Annotated in this window: 23 protein-coding genes; all 23 read right to left on the reverse strand. The window is 39.8% G+C overall.

Features of this window, described 5'->3' with window-relative positions:
* Window positions 1-31: 31 nt before the first annotated feature.
* The 23 genes from tsf to Q7P97_RS00720 all read right to left on the reverse strand — a co-directional run bounded on the left by tsf (window position 32) and on the right by Q7P97_RS00720 (window position 19,190).
* Window positions 32-919, reverse strand: a complete 888-nt coding sequence (gene tsf / locus Q7P97_RS00610) for a translation elongation factor Ts (RefSeq protein ID WP_303965033.1) — start codon at window positions 917-919, stop codon at window positions 32-34.
* Between the two features lie 99 nt (window positions 920-1,018).
* Entirely contained in the window at window positions 1,019-1,756 is a 738-nt protein-coding gene (gene rpsB / locus Q7P97_RS00615) for a 30S ribosomal protein S2 (RefSeq protein WP_085428667.1), read from the reverse strand.
* Window positions 1,757-1,908: 152 nt separating this feature from the next.
* Entirely contained in the window at window positions 1,909-2,427 is a 519-nt protein-coding gene (locus Q7P97_RS00620; protein WP_303965036.1) for a helix-turn-helix domain-containing protein, read from the reverse strand.
* Between the two features lie 5 nt (window positions 2,428-2,432).
* Window positions 2,433-2,726 (reverse strand): RNA polymerase subunit sigma, encoded by a 294-nt coding sequence (locus Q7P97_RS00625; RefSeq protein WP_303965039.1) that lies wholly within the window; start codon window positions 2,724-2,726, stop codon window positions 2,433-2,435.
* Window positions 2,723-3,499 (reverse strand): FliA/WhiG family RNA polymerase sigma factor, encoded by a 777-nt coding sequence (locus Q7P97_RS00630; RefSeq protein ID WP_303965042.1) that lies wholly within the window; start codon window positions 3,497-3,499, stop codon window positions 2,723-2,725. The genes Q7P97_RS00625 and Q7P97_RS00630 overlap by 4 nt, the downstream gene beginning before the upstream one ends.
* Before the next feature lie 115 nt (window positions 3,500-3,614).
* Window positions 3,615-4,109, reverse strand: coding sequence for a chemotaxis protein CheD (locus tag Q7P97_RS00635; protein WP_303965045.1), 495 nt, complete (start codon window positions 4,107-4,109; stop codon window positions 3,615-3,617).
* Window positions 4,110-4,742 (reverse strand): chemotaxis protein CheC, encoded by a 633-nt coding sequence (locus tag Q7P97_RS00640; RefSeq protein WP_085428662.1) that lies wholly within the window; start codon window positions 4,740-4,742, stop codon window positions 4,110-4,112.
* Window positions 4,732-5,199 carry a chemotaxis protein CheW gene (locus Q7P97_RS00645; RefSeq protein ID WP_303965051.1) on the reverse strand — a complete coding sequence of 156 codons (468 nt, stop codon included), beginning with the start codon at window positions 5,197-5,199 and terminating at the stop codon, window positions 4,732-4,734. Before Q7P97_RS00645 ends, Q7P97_RS00640 begins: the two co-directional genes overlap by 11 nt.
* Before the next feature lie 13 nt (window positions 5,200-5,212).
* A complete protein-coding gene (locus Q7P97_RS00650; protein ID WP_303965054.1) occupies window positions 5,213-7,285 on the reverse strand; it encodes a chemotaxis protein CheA in 2,073 nt (690 codons plus the stop codon).
* A gap of 15 nt (window positions 7,286-7,300) precedes the next feature.
* Complete coding sequence (locus Q7P97_RS00655) at window positions 7,301-8,380, reverse strand: protein-glutamate methylesterase/protein-glutamine glutaminase (RefSeq protein WP_483315714.1); 1,080 nt, start codon at window positions 8,378-8,380, stop codon at window positions 7,301-7,303.
* Window positions 8,381-8,432: 52 nt separating this feature from the next.
* Window positions 8,433-9,299: a MinD/ParA family protein gene (locus tag Q7P97_RS00660; protein WP_303965060.1), complete on the reverse strand. Its 867-nt coding sequence runs from the start codon at window positions 9,297-9,299 to the stop codon at window positions 8,433-8,435.
* Complete coding sequence (gene flhF, locus Q7P97_RS00665; protein WP_303965063.1) at window positions 9,292-10,404, reverse strand: flagellar biosynthesis GTPase FlhF; 1,113 nt, start codon at window positions 10,402-10,404, stop codon at window positions 9,292-9,294. Before flhF ends, Q7P97_RS00660 begins: the two co-directional genes overlap by 8 nt.
* Window positions 10,404-12,434, reverse strand: a complete 2,031-nt coding sequence (gene flhA / locus Q7P97_RS00670; RefSeq protein WP_303965066.1) for a flagellar biosynthesis protein FlhA — start codon at window positions 12,432-12,434, stop codon at window positions 10,404-10,406. Before flhA ends, flhF begins: the two co-directional genes overlap by 1 nt.
* 24 nt (window positions 12,435-12,458) lie before the next feature.
* Window positions 12,459-13,550 carry a flagellar biosynthesis protein FlhB gene (flhB, locus tag Q7P97_RS00675; protein WP_303965069.1) on the reverse strand — a complete coding sequence of 364 codons (1,092 nt, stop codon included), beginning with the start codon at window positions 13,548-13,550 and terminating at the stop codon, window positions 12,459-12,461.
* Window positions 13,543-14,319, reverse strand: coding sequence for a flagellar biosynthetic protein FliR (fliR, locus tag Q7P97_RS00680; protein ID WP_303965072.1), 777 nt, complete (start codon window positions 14,317-14,319; stop codon window positions 13,543-13,545). The genes flhB and fliR overlap by 8 nt, the downstream gene beginning before the upstream one ends.
* A gap of 4 nt (window positions 14,320-14,323) precedes the next feature.
* Complete coding sequence (gene fliQ / locus Q7P97_RS00685) at window positions 14,324-14,593, reverse strand: flagellar biosynthesis protein FliQ (protein ID WP_085428653.1); 270 nt, start codon at window positions 14,591-14,593, stop codon at window positions 14,324-14,326.
* Between the two features lie 12 nt (window positions 14,594-14,605).
* Window positions 14,606-15,271, reverse strand: a complete 666-nt coding sequence (gene fliP, locus Q7P97_RS00690; protein ID WP_303965076.1) for a flagellar type III secretion system pore protein FliP — start codon at window positions 15,269-15,271, stop codon at window positions 14,606-14,608.
* Window positions 15,264-15,875, reverse strand: a complete 612-nt coding sequence (locus Q7P97_RS00695) for a flagellar biosynthetic protein FliO (RefSeq protein WP_303965079.1) — start codon at window positions 15,873-15,875, stop codon at window positions 15,264-15,266. Before Q7P97_RS00695 ends, fliP begins: the two co-directional genes overlap by 8 nt.
* 63 nt (window positions 15,876-15,938) lie before the next feature.
* Window positions 15,939-16,301: a response regulator gene (locus Q7P97_RS00700; protein WP_085428650.1), complete on the reverse strand. Its 363-nt coding sequence runs from the start codon at window positions 16,299-16,301 to the stop codon at window positions 15,939-15,941.
* Window positions 16,302-16,323: 22 nt separating this feature from the next.
* The gene (gene fliY, locus Q7P97_RS00705) at window positions 16,324-17,502 is read right to left on the reverse strand and encodes a flagellar motor switch phosphatase FliY (protein ID WP_303965096.1); all 1,179 of its coding nucleotides are present in this window, start codon (window positions 17,500-17,502) and stop codon (window positions 16,324-16,326) included.
* On the reverse strand, window positions 17,495-18,496 hold the full coding sequence (gene fliM, locus Q7P97_RS00710) for a flagellar motor switch protein FliM (protein ID WP_085428649.1): 1,002 nt from the start codon (window positions 18,494-18,496) through the stop codon (window positions 17,495-17,497). The genes fliY and fliM overlap by 8 nt, the downstream gene beginning before the upstream one ends.
* Before the next feature lie 48 nt (window positions 18,497-18,544).
* A complete protein-coding gene (fliL, locus tag Q7P97_RS00715; RefSeq protein WP_085428648.1) occupies window positions 18,545-18,976 on the reverse strand; it encodes a flagellar basal body-associated protein FliL in 432 nt (143 codons plus the stop codon).
* Window positions 18,966-19,190 (reverse strand): flagellar FlbD family protein, encoded by a 225-nt coding sequence (locus Q7P97_RS00720; protein ID WP_085428647.1) that lies wholly within the window; start codon window positions 19,188-19,190, stop codon window positions 18,966-18,968. Before Q7P97_RS00720 ends, fliL begins: the two co-directional genes overlap by 11 nt.
* Window positions 19,191-19,243: the final 53 nt, after the last annotated feature.

A 19,243-nucleotide genomic window follows, 5' to 3' on the forward strand; every position in this document is an offset into this window, starting at 1 on the left:
GGATGTGCCCCTCTGTAAGATTGTATTATACTTAGTTACCTTTAACTTGACTCATTACTTCGTCAGCAAAGTTGTCTTCACGCTTCTCGATGCCTTCGCCTACTTCATAACGAATAAACTCTACTAATGTTCCACCAGTAGTTTTAACGAAATCACGAACTTTTTGGTCAGAGTTTTTAACGAAAGCCTGGTCTAGGACACAGATTTCTTCAAAGTACTTTCCAAGACGTCCTTCTACCATTTTCGCTACGATATTTTCTGGCTTACCTTCGTTTAAAGCTTGCTCAGTCAATACGTTACGCTCTTTTTCTACTTCATCAGCAGATACTTCATCACGTGAGATGTATTTCGGGTTCATTGCTGCAATATGCATTGCTACATCTTTCGCTGCATCTGAATCTGTTGAACCTTCAAGAACAGTCAACACTGCGATACGTCCACCCATGTGTAGGTATGGTCCGAAAGCATCTTGATCTGTTTTCGTACGGATTTCAAAACGACGAAGAGTGATTTTCTCTCCGATTTTAGCTACTGCGTTTGAAATGTGTTCAGATACAGTCAAGCCGCTATCCAATTTCGCTGAGTTTGCTTCTTCAACTGAAGCTGGTTTAGTAGCAATCAAAAACTCAGAAATTTCTTTAACAAGTGTTTGGAAGCCTTCGTTTTTCGCTACGAAGTCTGTCTCCGCATTCACTTCAAGGATTACTGCTTCGTTACCTTGAACCAGAATGTTTGCAACTCCTTCAGCAGCAATGCGATCTGCTTTCTTAGCTGCGCTTGAAAGACCTTTTTCACGCATGAATTCCATTGCCGCTGCCATATCACCGTCTACTTGAGTTAGAGCTTTTTTGCAGTCCATCATACCTGCGCCTGTTTTTTCACGAAGTTCTTTAACCATTTGAGCTGTAATTGTTGCCATTTTGAAAATTCCTCCTATTATATATAATCTGAAGTCGCTTATTACTTTAAAAAGAGACGATAAGGGGTAAGCCACCTATCGTCTCGTCATTTACTAATTTCAGTCTGCAGAAACAGTTGCTGTTTCGTTCGCTGTTTCAGCTACTTCTTCATCTTCACCTTGACGGGATTCAATCAAAGCATCTGCCATTTTGCTTGTTAGTAGACGAACTGCACGGATTGCATCGTCGTTCGCAGGGATGACATAATCGATTTCGTCCGGATCACAGTTAGTATCAACGATTCCAACAAGTGGAATATGCAATTTGATTGCTTCAGCTACCGCAATACGCTCTTTACGTGGATCTACAATAAAGATTACATCTGGTAAGCCTTTCATGTCACGGATACCGCCTAGGAACTTCACAAGACGTTCGTGCTCTTTATTTAATTGAGAAACTTCTTTCTTAGGAAGTACGTCAAACGTGCCATCCTCTTCCATTTTCTCAATAGCTTTCATACGCGCTACACGCTTTTGAATAGTTCCGAAGTTAGTTAATGTTCCACCCAACCAACGTTGGTTGATGTAGTACATTCCAGCACGTTCTGCTTCTTCTTTGATTGCTTCTTGTGCTTGTTTCTTCGTACCTACGAAAAGAACTTTACCACCATCAGCACCGACTTGGCGCATGAAGTTGTAAGCTTCCTCTAATTTTTTGACCGTTTTTTGAAGGTCGATGATGTAAATGCCGTTACGCTCCACGAAGATAAATTTCTTCATTTTTGGGTTCCAACGACGTGTTTGGTGTCCGAAATGTACACCAGCTTCTAGCAATTGTTTCATTGAGATTACTGACATGTTTAATTCCTCCTATTGGTTTTTATCCTCCGCGTACTTCCAGCGAATAAGTGACCACAATGGCACCAACTCATTCATCCGCACGCGTGTGTAGTAATACCATCTACAAAAATAACACAGTTCTACTTTCTTTGCAACCATTGCAATAAACTTTAGCCAAACTTTAATAATAATTCGATTTCAGTCTTCCCTTTTTTTAGCTCTCTTGCAATATCTGAAATAGATTTTCCTTCAGCATATAGTTGTTTTGCTTTCTCCCTGTCATCGAGTGGTCTAGGTTGTGGCTCTTTTTGCGTTTCTTTTTCGTTTCTTTCGTTCTCCACTGTTTTCTGGTAAGATCGTAAAGCGAAATGGACAGGAACCGGATGAGGCTTCGGCTTTGGTATCGACTCGGTCGTTTGAGCATCTTCATCTATTGGATACTCGGCCGCTGCTATATTTGATAAAGGGTTCACTTTGTCTTCCGTCCGTCGATTCAATTGATGAATCAAACGATCATTTTCTTCCTTGATCTCTGATAGATAAGCTAACACCGATTGATCCATTTCTTTCATAAGTTGTTGTTGCTTTTTCTCCAGATCATTGAACTTCGAAATCCTCAAGTACAGCAATGTCATTATCATAAAACCAACGATTTGTAAGATGAATAAAATAGCTAATAAAATCCCCATGCCGATTACCCACTGTAATCAACGAACGAGCCTTTAAACGGGTGCTTGGCTTGTTGTTGTTTTTTCTCTTTTTTTTCTTGTTGTTGAGATCCCTCTTTGGGTTGCTCATCATCTGCATCCAATTTTGCATAAGGATCGGATTCCAAAACGGTTTGCTGATTTTTTAGTGCCTGCTTTTCTGTTTGCATATTCGCACTGTCCTGAGCAAGTTGAGACTGCTGTTGTTTTTGCTCCGCAATCTTTCCCGCTTCAAATGTTTTGGGTATAGCAATTTGAAGTTCAATCGCTTTCAAACTCATAAAATCCCTCCATCTGTAATTTCAGCGGCTAGTAGCGACCGTAATTTAAACAGCGCTTTTGAATGTATTTGCGAGATTCTTGATGTAGATAAGCTTAATATCTCTCCGATTTCCGTCAACGTCATGTCTTCTTGATAAAAAAGACTGAGCACCATTTGTTCATTTTCATTCAGTTCTTTAATCTTCGTAACCAAATCCCCAATCAATTCACTTTTCACAGCTTGTTGTTCAGGCGTTTTCGTTTGTTCATCATGCAACACGAAAGTTTGATCGTGATCATCGTCTTCGTTCATTTTTTCATCGATCGATAATACATTTGCAAAATACTGTTCATGCACAGTTTGATAGACTTGATCGGTTGTCATGCCTAAATGGTCAGCTACTTCCTCGGGTGTTACCGTTCGCAAGTAGGACTGTTCAAGCTTACTGATTTCTTCATCCATCTTTTTAGTTTTTTCTCGTGTAGAGCGTGACAGCCAATCTTCCTTTCGTAGTCCATCTATAATGGTACCTCGAATACGAAAAGATGCATATGTGTCAAATTTCAAATCACGTGAAGGATCAAATTTTGTTAATGCGTCGAAAAGGCCTTGATAACCAAGTGATTTAATTTCATCACGTGATACATTTTTAGGCAACCCAGCACTGATTCGTTGAACATGATAATTCACAAGAGGTGTATACATTCGAACTAGCGTATCACCTGCATCAGGATCACGGTCTTCGATCCATAACTTCCACTGATGTCGTTCAGTTACATCTTGATTTGCCATCGAATTCACGCCTTTCCTGTGAGGTTTCTTCTACCGATCTTATCTCTTATGTATAAGTATAACAAATGCCAATAGATAAAGGCGACTAATGTATTAGCCGCCTTTGCTCTTACTGTTAAATTTCCTGTGTTCCGGCATTGACGGTACGAACATGTAGGATACCTGTATCAGGATCAAATTCAATTGTACGTCCACTCGAGCCACCCGTATCTTCTGCAACAATCGGGATTGAGTATCTCTTCAATTCCTTTTTAACAGCCTCTACATTGCGCGGGCCGATACGAATTGTATCATTCGAACCGAATTGAAACATTTGTGCGCCACCAGCAATTTTCGCCTTAATACTGAAAGGTCTGACCCCTTCTGATTTTAATAATTCCAGCAAAGCATGAATACCCGTGTCTGCGAATTTCGCTACATTTAGTTTTGTCGATTTACCTAACTCACTGTCAGGCAACATAACATGTACCATACCGGCTATTTTCTTTGAAGAATCATACAGTACTACACCTACACATGAACCCAGTCCTGATGTGCGAATCGTGTGAGGGGATTTCACAATATTCATATCTGCAATCCCTACGCGTACTACTGTTTGGATAGCTGCCATCTACAAGACTCCTAGCGAACTGAATATCGTACGGTAAGACGGCGGGTCAGGTAGTAAGAAGAAGTGTCCAGCCAGACTAGACATTCCATGTTCACCTTCTTGCAATATTTCCGTCTCAATGACGATTACTTCATCACTATACTGCGATACTTCGATCAGGCCGAAGCTGACAATGGCACCCACCATGTCAATACTTAATGAGGGTACAGTTGGATAAATATTTAATGATGTAAAATCAGAAAGCGAAGATAGATAGGAACCTGATAAGATATTTCCCAGTTCCTGAAGCGCAGATGCACCCATTCCCAAATCCTCTGCATCAGTAAAAGTAAAGCTCGTATCACCAGTTAGTTTGCGGATAAATTGTGTAGCAGATTCAATAGTCAGCACAAAAAACATTGTCCCTGTCAAATCGCCTTCTATGCGTAAAAAGATGCCCGCAACCACTTTTTCACTGCCGCCTGCCAGATTAAACATTTCATCAAATGTAACTAACTCAACATTAGGTACGCGCATATCAATCTTCTGACCTAACAGCTGAGATAGTGACGTTGCTGCATGCGCTGCTCCAATATTACCAATTTCCTTTAAGACATCCAAATGCATTTCTGTAATTTCATTTTCAGAATTCATCTGCATTCGCCTTCTTAATCGGCTGCAAAACTTTATCTAGATTCAACATGACCAATAATCTCTTATCGACTTTTGCTACTCCTGAAATGAATTCGGACTCCACAGATCCCACTACTTCGGGTTGAGGCCCTATTGCACTTGTCGGCACATCCATCACATCATTGGCATCATCTACGATTAATCCGACCTCAGAATCTGCATGCGACACAATTATAATACAACTTGTCTCGTCAAACTCTTTAGTCTCCATATCAAAACGTTCACGCAAGTCTACTACAGGCGTTACTACACCACGTAAATTTAACACCCCTTTGACATAAGAAGGCATACGGGGGACGCGTGTAATTGATAAAGACTTCTCAATCGATTCCACCACATCAATGCCAATCGCATATTCTTTATTCATCAATTGGAAGACAATTACTTTCATATCACTTACTTCTATTGCATTTGTCATGTCATCACCTCGATTATTTAATCAATGCATTACAGTCAACAATTAATGCGACTTGACCATTTCCTAGAATCGTAGCACCTGAGATCGCAAAGACACTCTGCAAGTATTCCCCGAGTGATTTTAAGACGATTTCTTGTTGACCAATAAATGAATCTACGACTAAACCAGCTAAACTTTCACCTTTACGAACAATTACGATAGACTGGAACTCATCTTCTTCATTACTTCTATTCTTCATTTCAAATATATCTTTCAAGTCTACTAACGGCACAATAGTCCCACGGAAGTCAATGACTGGTTGATTATGCGCATTTAAAATATCAGACTTCTGAATAATGGCAGTCTCAATGATAGAAGACAATGGAATTGCATATATTTCTTGATCCAACTCTACTAACATGACAGAAATAATAGAAAGAGTAAGAGGTAACTGCACCTGGAATAACGAACCTTTTCCTTCTGTCGAATCGATAGATATGTGTCCACCAAGAGATTCAATAGTATTTTTAACTACGTCTAGACCCACACCACGACCTGAGACGTCAGTTATGGAAGCAGCCGTTGAAAACCCTGAAGCTAAAATCAATTCAGCCACTTGCTTATTTGTTAATGAATCTGCCGCTTCGGGACTGATAATTCCTTTTTCAATTGCCTTACCTACGACACGCTCACGGTTTACACCTGCTCCGTCATCTTCAAGCTCAATGAATACATGGTTACCCGAATGGTAGGCACGTAATGTTACAGTTCCTACTTCTGGCTTACCTTTCGCGATACGTTCTTCAGGCATTTCAATTCCATGATCTAAAGCATTTCTAATCAAGTGAACAAGTGGATCTCCTATTTCATCGATTACAGTACGGTCTAGTTCTGTTTCAGCTCCCACAATCTCCAAATCGATTTTCTTATTGAGATCCCGTGCCAATTGACGCACCATTTTAGGGAATCGATTGAAAACAGTTTCCACTGGCACCATTCGCATATTTAGAATAATATTCTGCAAGTCTCCTGATACACGTGTCATTCTCTCAACAGACTCATTCAATTCCGGGTTATGTAATTCACTCGCAATCGATTGAAGACGTCCGCGGTCGATAACCAGCTCTTCAAATAAGTTCATTAAAATATCAAGTCGATCAATATTTACCCGTATAGTTTTATTAGAGTTGGAGGACGCAGACTTTTTAGTTTTAATAGCTTCTTTTGACACTTTTTCTATCGGCGTAACATTAGCAACTGGCACAATGGTTGTTTCAATCACTTCTGGTGGTGCTTCATTTTCATTTATCGCAGCTTGCTTATATTTCTGAACATATTCATCTGTAATATGTGTGATTTTCACGTCTTCTATTTCAGAAACTTTCATTACTTTTGCTTTCAGGTCTTCAGCGTCCTCCTGAGTCAATAACACAATCGTAAATTTCTGATCAAAATCTTCATTTTCCAACTGTTCTACAGTAGGAACAGTTTTTATAACTTCGCCTGACTTTTCTAAAATCTCAAACGTCATGAACACGCGTGCCACTTTTAACAAGCAGTCTTCACGTAACGTTACTGTAATCTCTAATGCATTAAAGCCTTGCTCGGCAGATTGAGAAATAACCGTCAATTCAAATTCATCGTATTGAACCCCTGTAGAAGTGACCACTTCAATTAGTGCTTCCTCAGTAGTCGCTGATACAGAATCCTCGGCCAAATCAAGCGGTTGTCCTGCTTCGATTCGATTTAGCGTATCAACTAATTTGCTGACGTCTTTTTTTCCATCTCCGCCAGATTCAATGTCTTGTACCATTAGTTCGAGATCATCCACCGCTTCAAATACAACGTCTAAAATTTCAGTTGTGACATTGATCTTTGAATTTCGGATTGCATCTAGAACGTTCTCCATCTTGTGCGTTAAATCTGCGATATCTTCATATCCCATTGTCGCTGACATTCCTTTAAGCGTATGTGCCGCTCTAAAGACTTCATTGACAATTGCCAGATCATCCGGATCATTCTCTAACGCGAGTAATTGCTCACTACAAGCTTGTAAGTGTTCTTTACTTTCTTCGATGAACATGTCCAAATACTGACTTACATCCATTGCAAAGCCCCCTAGTTACTTCAAATTTCCCATTATGGCATTGGCGATCTCTTGCACGTCTTTGATTTCATCACTCAGACCTGCATCTATTATGGCTTTGGGCATTCCATACACAACGGAAGTTTTCTGGGATTCCGCTATGGTAATCGTTTTGCATGAAGCGCGTAAAAGTTCCATGCCTTCTTTTCCATCAGACCCCATGCCTGTCATGATAGCTGTTACAAATTTCAATTCTTTATGTGTGGCCGCTGATTCTAATAGCACATTTACTGCTGGGCGGTGTCCAGAACGCGGTGGTTCGTTTCCATCCAATACAATTTGATAACCTGTTCTGGATTTCTCGAACTTCAAATGTAATCCCCCTGGTGCAATATAAGCTGTTCCATTTTCGATTAGCTCTCCATGTTCAGCTTCTTTAACTGCGATTTCACTTAAGCCATTAAGTCGTTCGGCTAATGACTTTGTGAAGCCGGGTGGCATATGCTGAACGATGAGAATTGGATAGGGAAACTCTGCAGGAAACCTAGTTATAACTTCTTGTAAGGCTCTTGGACCCCCAGTCGATGTACCTATTATAACAAACGTTTGGGCAATAAGTGTAATATTTTTAGAAAAACTTACAGTTTGTACCGGTATTGACGGAACGATTCTATTTTCATTCGCTGTATTCATTCTAGTTGTCGGTGTTGCATACTTTTTTTGTGGCGGGGTAATTTTTCTTGTTAACGTCTGAATCCCCACATTTGAGGCGGCAAATACTTTCTCTACGATCTCTTTTTCGATTTCGTGAAGATTTAACGAAATAGCACCACCTGGTTTTGCTATAACATCCACTGCTCCGTATTCTATAGCGAGTACGGCATTTTCTGTATTATGTTTTGTCGTACTCGATAATATCACTACAGGGATCGGCATTTGATCCATAATAAGCTTTAAAGCTTCTAGCCCATTCATCATAGGCATCTCAATATCCATTGTGATGACATCGGGATGAAGATCACGTACCTTTTCTACTGCATCCTTGCCATTTCTAGCAATGCCGATAACTTCCATTAAGGGGTGTTTATTCAACATATCGGAAATTAACTTCCGCATAAAAGCTGAGTCGTCGACAACTAAAATCCGTCTTTTCTTTCCAGTAATCAAATCACACACGCCCCTTCTGAAATATACCTTTGATTTTATCTATGAATCCAGAGGTTTCTATAGAAGTGCTAGGCTTATCGTCGTGCAAGAATGTATCAGTAATGGCCAGCATACGCTTGCTGACTTTTGCATTGGGATATAGCTTAACGAAAGGTGACTGTGCAATCACCGCATTACGTACATGAATATCATCGGGCAAGAATCCTAAAACACTAGTTTCTACAGATAAAAATCTTCGCATAGCTAATTGGAGACGTGCGACGGAATCCCGACCATCTTGCTCCTTCAGTACACGATTACTGACTATGCGGATAGTTTTATTCGCATCTTGTAAACAGATGAATTTTATCATCGAATATGCATCCGTAATCGATGTTGGCTCAGGTGTCGCAATTAAAATTATTTCATCCATCGCCAATATTAAATCAATAGAACTCTTCGTGGCTCCTGCACCCATATCGAATAAAATAACGTCATACTCCATCTGTAAAATAGAGAACGCTTCAATCAATCGATTAAACATCGTATCCGACCATTCAACGACTGTCTCCAGTCCAGAACCTCCTGCAATAAATGCCAAGTTTTCTTCAATCGGTGTCACGACGTCTTCTAATTGTTGGATGTCAGTCAAGTAATCTTTTAAATGATAACTAGGAGTAGCGCCAAATAATATATGAATATTCCCCATTCCAATATCCATATCCACGATTAAAACTTTCTTGCCCTTTGCTACTAATGCGTAAGAAAAATTTGCAGTAAAATTCGACTTACCTACTCCACCTTTACCACTGATAATGGCAATTGAGCGAGCTACAGGTCTTTGATTTCTGATCATTTTTAGTCTAAGGGCTTCTGCCTGATCATGCATGTGATTCACCTTCTAACAGAAGATTTATCACTTTTTCAAAACTCGCTTCTGTCAAATCCTCAGGTACCTCTTGTCCATCTGTGAAATAAGCCATACCTATGCCATATTTCATCATTAAGTTAATAATCGACCCTACAGAATTTGTTTCATCTGTTTTCGTGAATATAAATTTATTGATTGGGAACTTATCAAATTGTCTGATGATAGTATCCATATCCTGTTCCTTTGAAGTCGTGGATAACACAAGAAACGTTTCCATATCTAATGAAAAATCTATAAGCTTCGTTAAATCATCTACAAATTTTGCTTCTTTATAATTTCGTCCCGCTGTATCAATAAATATAAGATCTAGATCTTTTAATTTTTCTATTGCAGTACGGAAATCTTCTTCGTTATAAGCGATTTCAACTGGTGCCTGAAGTAAATTAGCATATGTTCGTAATTGTTCAATTGCTGCAATACGGTAGGTATCCGTTGTGATGAAACCGACTTTCTTTTTTTCTTCTAATAATGCACGTGCTGCAATTTTGGCAATCGTTGTTGTTTTTCCCACACCTGTAGGACCTAGTACATTAATAAACTTCTTCTGATAAGAGATTCCACCAAACTGCATATTGTGAAGTTGATCACAGAACCAGCTTCGAATCAACTCGATTTGTTGGTCTTCTGTAAAGTCCGTCTTATCTTGTTTCATACGATCGAATACCAAATTGCCGATTTCCATAATATGTTCATTTGCTAAGCCTTGCATTTGCAATCTCTTTAACACTGGAAGAAGTTCATCAGGGTATTTTCCTAATGTATGATCAACTTGCTTAATGTCTTTTAGCATTTGCTTGATTTCTCGCATTTCTCTCTGCATACGCTCAACCGACTCGGGTTGTGCAACAGGTTGTATAGAACGAACCTGTGATTCATATGCACGTTGATCATTCGTTTTATCATAGCTTGCAACTACTTCTACTGAACGTTTGCGAAACAGACCAAGAAAACCTTTTGTTTTGGTGACATTTGAACTAAGGATGACGGCGTCGTCTCCAAAATCTTCACGTACTTTCGCCATCGCTTCGACCATAGTAGGTGCTGTATACTTTTTCATTTTCATTAAATATCCACCACCCCTACACTTTGAACTTCCACTGATGCTTCCAATTCGTTATAGGACAGTATAGGTATTTGTGGGAAATACCGTTCTGTGATTTGCCGCAAGTACATTCGAATTGCAGGTGAACATAAGATTACAGGTGATTGGTCGAGCATAGCTACTCGTTCAACTTCCTGCGCAATCCGCTCCAAAATCATTTGAGATTGTGATGGATCAATGGATAGGAAGTTCCCTTGTTCAGTCTGCTGGATGCTATCCGCAATGAGCTTTTCCACTTTTCCGGAAACCGTTAATACTTTTAACGCTTCATTTCCTACTACGTATTGCCCCGTAATCTGACGCGCTAATGATTGTCTTGCATATTCTGTCAGCACATCGACATCGGAAGTATACTTCGAATAGTCTGCAAGTGTCTCGAAAATAATAGGTAGATTACGAACAGAAACTTGTTCATTTAATAATTTAGCAAGTACTTTTTGAATCTCACCAATTGATAGTGGAGTGGGTGTCAGTTCATCAACCAAAATCGGATACGTTTCATGAACGTGATCCACAAGTTGCTTCGTTTCCTGACGTCCTAGTAAGTCGGATGCATTAGCACGAATGACTTCTGTCAAGTGTGTCGATACAACACTTGGCGGATCCACAACTGTGTAACCCATGATCTCCGCTTCCTCTTTCGCTTCTTCAGTAATCCATTTTGCCGGCAATCCGAATGAAGGTTCAACAGTATCGATTCCTTCTATCAAATCTTCGCCACCAGGACTCATCGCTAGATAATGATCTAACAAGAGCTCTCCTCTGGCCATTTCATTTCCTTTAATTTTGATTCGATATTCATTTGGTTGTAATTGAATATTATCCCGGATACGAACAACTGGAATTACAAGTCCAAGTTCTATTGCCAACTGACGACGTATCATTACGACACGATCCAATAAATCTCCACCTTGTGTTGCATCTACAAGAGGAATTAGTCCGTAGCCGAATTCAAATTCAATTGGATCGACATTCAAAAGATCCACGACATTTTCTGGCCTTTTCAAACCTTCTGTTTCTACATCTTCTTCCATTTCCAATAATTCATCTGGATCTTCATCTTTTTTACGTGACATCATGAACGCACCTGTTGCCAATGCTCCTGCAATTGGAATTGTCAGTATGTCATTGATTGGAGTGGCAAGGCCTAGTAAAAAGATCGTAATGGCAGCAACATAAAGTAGTTTAGGTTGACCTAATAATTGATTCGTAATGTCCGTACCTAAGTTTCCTTCTGATGCAGCACGTGTAACTACGATACCTGTAGCTGTAGATATTAACAGTGCTGGAATTTGAGAAACAATTCCATCACCTACGGTTAATGTAGAGAATTGAAGAGCCGCTTCTGCAAACGGTAAGCCCATCTGCACAACACCGATAATCATACCGACCAACAAGTTGATCATGACGATGATAATTCCGGCAATCGCATCTCCTTTGACGAATTTTGTCGCACCATCCATAGCACCATAGAAATCGGCTTCATTACTTACTTTTTCACGACGTGTGCGTGCCTCTATATCAGAAATCATTCCTGCGTTTAGATCAGCATCAATACTCATTTGCTTACCTGGCATCGCATCCAGTGTAAAACGTGCAGCAACTTCAGATACACGTTCCGAACCTTTCGTTATAACGATAAATTGAATAATAATTAAAATAACAAAGACTACGAGTCCTACAATTATATTCCCGCCGGTAACGAACGTACCGAATGTATCGACTACTCCACCTGCATTACCTTCTGAAAGAATCGCACGTGTTGTAGAAACGTTAAGGCCTAACCGGAATAATGTAAGGAGTAGCAAGAGCGATGGAAAGATAGAAAACTGAAGTGCTTCTTGCATATTCATCGCAGTTAGTAAAACCATTAAACCAAGCGTGATATTTATAATAATCAAGAAACTTAATAACCAAGGTGGTAAGGGGATGACAAGCATCGCAATGATCATAATAACCGCTGCGAGTACTCCAATATCTTTAAACTGCATGCCACCCCTACTTTCTAATTTCACTTATATTTTTCTTTGAATTCGATAAACATATGCTAAGATTTCCGCAATTGCTTTGAAAAACTGCTCAGGTATCCGATCACCAATCTCTACCTCATCATACATAGCACGAGCGAGAGGTCGATTTTCCACCATGACAATATCGTGTTCCGCTGCAATCATCTTAATCTTTTGTGCGACAAAATCTGCACCTTTTGCGATAACAATTGGCGAGTCCATCTGATCCTCATCATACTTTAGCGCAATCGCAAAGTGAGTAGGATTCGTGATAACTACATCTGCTTCAGGTATTTCCTGCATCATACGTCGCATGGCCATTTCCCGCTGACGTTGTCTGATGCGGGATTTGATGAGTGGATCGCCGTCCATGTTTTTACTTTCATCTTTAATATCTTGTTTCGACATTTTAAGATTTTTTTCATAGTCAAATTTCTGATAAAGAAAGTCTAAAATGGAAATGAACAATAGTACCAGTGAGGCGATGATCCCCATCATTCCGACTAGTTTTGCTACAGTCACCAAAGTTACTTGTGGTGTCTTAAACGCTAAGTCGAGCACTTGTCCAAGATTACTCCATACGATCAGTGTTGTAACTGTACCAATAAAAGAAATCTTTAAAATAGATTTTAGCAATTCTACAATTGCTCGAATAGAAAAGATTCGTTTTAATCCTTTAATTGGATCAATTTTCTTTAAATCAAACTTCAATGTCTCCGTAGTAAATAACAAACCAAATTGCAAAAGATTCGCTGCAATACTCGCAATAACTGCAATGATCATAATCGGCAACAAAATAATCGCCATTTGTTTAATAATACTTATGTATACTAACATGACTTGTTCTTCATCCATTGTTTTGATAGGAATAAAGTGTGTAAACGATTCTCGGAAAAACACAAAGAAATTATCCCGCATAAAACCCGCTGCAAAGAACATAAAAGTGAAAATAGAGAACAGTACAATTGCAGCCGTTACGTCTTGACTTTTCAGTACTTGCCCTTTCTTACGCGAATCTTCCCTTTTTTTCGGGGTAGCTTTTTCTGTCTTCTCACCGGCGAAAAATTGTAAATCTAGCCTTAGTAACAAGTTAGCCACCTCCGAGCAATATCATCAGATTTCTCATCGTCACAATCATAATCTCAAACATTTTCTTCATGACGACTATGAATACACTCGTCATTGTCACGATCACCAAGAAACTGACACCAATTTTAATCGGGAAACCCACTACAAAAATATTCAATTGGGGTACAGCACGAGCTGTTATTCCAAGAGCTAGATCGACGAGAAATAATGTCGCCACGACAGGAATCGCCATTTGAAACGCAATCGCAAATGATTTCGCAAACGTCAAGACAATGAATTCTGCCATATTAGGACTACCAAAAGGAGGCCACATGGCTGTAATTGGAACAAATTCATAGCTGTAAAATATTCCATCCAACAACATGTGATGGCCATTCACGACAAGTAATAACAACATCGCCAATGAATTTAGAAATTGTCCAAGCAGTGGAGACTGTGCTCCTGTTTGAGGATCAATTACGTTTGCTATCGCAAACCCCATCTGAAAGTCGATGAATCCTCCAGCTACTTGAATAGCCGACATAATAATAAAAGCGGCAATGCCGATTGATAAGCCGACTACCGCTTCTTTAAGTACAAGTAATATGTATTGTCCATCAATCACCAATTCCGGCATTGTAATCGAGTAAGACATCATCCACGCCAATATGGCTCCGAATAGTAAACGCTGTGTGGCCGGAATGGTTTTATATGAAAATAATGGCAGTGTCACAAAGAAAGATGTAACACGGGTCAGAATAAGCAAAAATGCGGGTAAAGACGGAATGATTTCATTCATTCAATCACCCGACATACCTGGAGAGACTGGAAAAGATGTCACTCGCATAATTGGTTACATACGATAACATCCAAGGTCCGAAAAATATAATAGCAACCATTACCGCTACAATTTTAGGCACAAATGCCAACGTCTGTTCCTGGATCTGTGTAGTTGCCTGAAATATACTCACGGCAAGTCCTGTCATTAAAGCTACTATTAAGAGAGGACCTGAAGCGAGAAGAATAACCCAAACTGACCGTTCTGCAATGGTAATAACAAATTCACTCGTCATTCAAATTCCTCCCTAAAAGCTTTGCAGCAATGACTGGATGATAAGATACCATCCGTCTACTAGAACAAATAATAATATCTTGAACGGTAATGAAATCATAACAGGCGGAAGCATCATCATCCCCATGGACATAAGCACACTGGCAACGATCATATCGATGACTAGAAAAGGAATGAAAATCATGAAGCCCATTTGAAATGCGGTTTTAATCTCACTAAGGGCAAATGCTGGTACCATCATCGTCAAAGGAATATCTTCAATCGTATCCGGTCGTTCCATCTGATTATATCGCATGAATAATTCCAAATCTTTCTGTCTCGTATGTTGACTCATAAATTCTTTGAATGGAACACTGGCACGCTCGTATGCCTCGTCCAAGCTGATTTCTTCATCAAACAGCGGAGTCAAAGCTTCTTCATTCACTTGAGATAACACGGGTGACATAATGAAGAATGTTAGAAATAAAGCTAAACCTACTAGCACTTGGTTAGGAGGCATTTGCTGTGTAGCAAGTGCCGTTCGTACAAATGACAATACGATAATAATCCTGGCAAATGAAGTCATCAGGATTAAAATCGCTGGTGCGAGAGACAAGACTGTAAGTAACAACAACATCTTTATAGAAGTAGAGACGTTGGTCGGATCACTGTCGGAAAATGTTTCCAGAAAATCAACCATCGCGGTCGCTCTCCTTCCGATTTAACCGATTTAACTGCTCTCTGCGTTCAGACTTGATTTCATCCATTTTGGTTGAGAACACTTGACTGAAAGTAGATTCTTCTACCCGAGAATGCTCGGTCTTTGAGAAAAATCGAGTGTACAATTGTGAAAAGATTCCCTTCTGAACTTCATTGCCTTGATCATAACGTTCAAGCAAATTCGCGATTTCATCAGGATCATCTATTTCTCTTAGTAGCTGAACATTTTCCCCTACACCTACCACAAAATAATGACTACCCATTTTTACTAGTTGAATAGATTTATGTTGTCCTAATGGAACACCGCCCATATTCGTCATGAGGCGACTTTGATCGAAGCTTCTATTGCGTTTGTTCATGAATCGCAGCAACCATACGAGCAAACCTATTACAAATATAAAAGCCAGAATAGTCCGGATATAATCTTTTGCTGTAAGACCTTTTGGCTCGTCCAATCCATTAGTAGTTATGTTTTTTTCATCATTCTCTGTAACCGGTGCTTTCTCTTCACAATCTTTACCTTTTCCAATACAATCTGACACGCTGATGTCGGGATCCGTATCTGCAAGCGCTAATGGTGTCATAGTAAAACACAGAAGGAATAGTATAAAATATTGGACTACTCTTTTTACATTCATAAGACGCTCTTAGCTCAATGCTTTGTCGATCGCTTCAATAACACGGTCCGCTTGGAATGGTTTAACGATAAAGTCTTTTGCTCCAGCTTGGATTGCATCGATGACCATTGCTTGCTGTCCCATTGCCGAACACATGATGATGGTCGCAGATGGGTGTGTACCTTTAATTGCTTTCAATGCAGCAATTCCATCCATTTCAGGCATTGTGATATCCATTGTGACTAGATCGGGCTTCAATTCATTATACTTTTCGACAGCTTGTGCACCGTCCGCTGCCTCTCCAACTACTTCATAATTATTCTTCGTTAAGATATCCTTGATCATCATGCGCATAAATGCTGCGTCATCTACTACTAAAATTCGTTTTCCCATTCATATTCCCTCCAAGTATCTTCTATCGTAAATTGTTTAACCGATCCATTTGACTCAAAATATCCGTAATGCGGACTCCGAAGTTTTCGTCAATGACTACTACTTCCCCTTTTGCTATATAGCGATTATTGACTAATATATCAACAGGCTCCCCTGCCAATTTATCTAGTTCAATAATCGATCCTCCAGACATTTCCAGTATTTCTTTAACAGAACGCTTCGTACGTCCTAATTCTACTGTTACTTGGAGTGGTATATCAAGTAGTAAATTTAAATTATTTGATTCTTCCTTGTTTAAAGATGGTGCTTGGAAACTAGCGAACTCCGCTTGCTGAACGTGCACAGGCGCTTGAGTCTGTCTCGGTGCCGCTGGTTGCTGAACAGGTGGTGCTTGATAGGCTGTTTGCTGTTGCACGGGTGCTGGTTCTTCTGGTGCATACATAGGCTCTGGTTCCGAATAGTGAGATGTCTGTGGTGTGGGCGGTACTTCTGTCATAGTAGCCGCTTCTTCTTCTCCCATCAAAGAAGACACTAACTTTTTACCGAACTCCAGTGGGAACAATTGCATAATGTCAGAGTCTATCAATTCACCGACTTTTAAATTGAATGACACGCGAATCAATAAATTATGTGCAGGAATATATTCGGTTCCTTGGTCGATTTGAATATTCAACAAATCAATAGTTGGCGGTGAAATGTCTACTTTTTTATTAAAGATGGTAGACATGGAAGTAGCTGAAGATCCCATCATTTGATTCATCGCTTCTTGAACTGCACTCAAATGAATTTCACTTAAGTCTTGATTTGGTGCTGTACCGTCTCCGCCGAGCATTAAGTCAGCGATAATGGCCGCGTCTGTTTGTTTGATAACAAGCAAATTAACACCGCTTAACCCTTCTGTGTATTCCACTTTGATCGCAACATATGGATGAACGAAATCATCTTCCAAGTTATCACGTTGGATTAGTGTAAGTTTAGGTGTTGTGATTTCTACTTTTTGGCCAAGCAAAGCGGACAACGCTGTTGCTGAACTACCGAATGAAATATTACCGACTTCACCTAGTGCGTCTTGCTCCATTTCGGTCAAGTAATCATTAATGTCGATAGTTTCTAATGCAGGTTCGGTCGTTTCCGCAGGCTCTAATGTTTCACCACGCAATAACGCTTCAATCTCTTCCTGTGAGAGAATATTATCACTCATCATCTTCATCCTCTCCCGTATTCAGTATTTCTAGTATTTGAACAGCCATACGGTTACGTAATTTTCCCGGCTGAGCAGTGAATTTAGGTTTTTCTCCTATCCGTATCGTCAGAGGTTCCTCAATGCTAGTATCCAATGAAATGACATCTCCAAGTTGTAAATGCAAGAAGTCGTGAATGGATATTTCGCCTTTCCCAAGGTCTGCTACTACGGGAAGCATTGCATTTTTTATTCGTCGTTCCAGCTGTATGCTTTGTTCAGGGGTAGGTTCTTTTTTATTCGTTTGCATCCAATACTGCACGGACAAATTCGGAATAATTGGTTCTAACACCACATGGGGAATACAAATGTTGATCATGCCGCTAGATTCACCAATCATTATATTGAACGAAATAACGATAACGGTTTCGTTCGGTGAGATCATTTGAAGAAACTGCGGATTGACTTCCATCTCGGTTAAGTATGGATCAATTTCAATTAGCCCTGACCAAGCTTCTCGTAAGCTATCAAAAGAACGTTCAAATAGATTCGTTAAAATTTTCGTTTCAATTTCGGTCATATTGTCTGTTTTTCCTGAACTTGATCCAAAGCCGCCCATCAGTCGCTCCAACATGGAATAGGCGACATTTGGATTGACTTCCATTAATATATTACCTTCAAGAGGAGACACATCAAATATATTGATCAGTGTCATATTAGGTATAGAGCTGATAAACTCTTCGAAAGGAATTTGGTCTACCGACATTACATTGATCTGTACATACGTACGCAGCTGGGCCGAAAAGTACGTCGTCAGTAATCTAGCGAAATTTTCATGAATTCTAGTCAAACTTCGAATCTGATCTTTTGAGAAACGAAGTGCACGCTTAAAGTCATAGACACGTACTTTTCTTGTTTCTTCTTCTTTTTTCATTTCTTCTGCTGACATTTCACCCGTCGATAAAGCAGACAGCAACGCATCTATTTCATTTTGGGACAGTACATCTCCCGACATAAGCCCACCTCCCATCGCGCACACTTCTCTAGTACGTCATTCCAGCCGTCACTGAATGATATAAGAGACAATATACACCTTCTGTATTTCACCATCTTGCATCAGTTCATTCAACTTCGCTTTAATGGTATCTTCAAATTGCTGTTTGCCCACTTTCCCTTCAAGATCTTTTGCGGTCATTTCAGACAATTCTTGAATGGCTAGATTCTTCACTTGGAAATCACGTTTCGTTAATTCTTCAGCCGCTTTTTTACTATCTGTTTGGATTTTCAACGACACACGGACAAAATTACGACCTGATAAGTTCGTGGTGATCTCTTCCATATCCACGGACGACTCAATAATTTCATCAATCGATGGGGCTTTTTCTTCTCCATCACTATCTTTATTAAAATTCATAATCAAAACGACCGCCACGACACCGATCAACGTAATACTCACTAAAATGATCAATGAAATCGTCAACAACTTATTCTTCATCTTCTTCATCACCCCGGATATGCGGATTGGATAGCAGCTGGACCGCTTGATAAAATTCAATTATTCGGCTATTAACCTCTTCAGCTGAATCAAGAACGACATACTTTGACCCAGTCGTCAATGTGATCGTCGTGTCTGGAAACGACTCGACTCTCTCTATGTACAATGCATTTAACGTAAACGTCGTTCGATTTAGTCTTGTCACTTTAATCATATGTAAGGGGCCAGGCCAAGGCCGGCCCGACCCTCCTTCTCAAACTATGCTAT

Origin of the sequence: Sporosarcina ureae (genome assembly GCF_029267015.1) — a bacterium.
GTDB classification, from domain to species: domain Bacteria; phylum Bacillota; class Bacilli; order Bacillales_A; family Planococcaceae; genus Sporosarcina; species Sporosarcina ureae_D.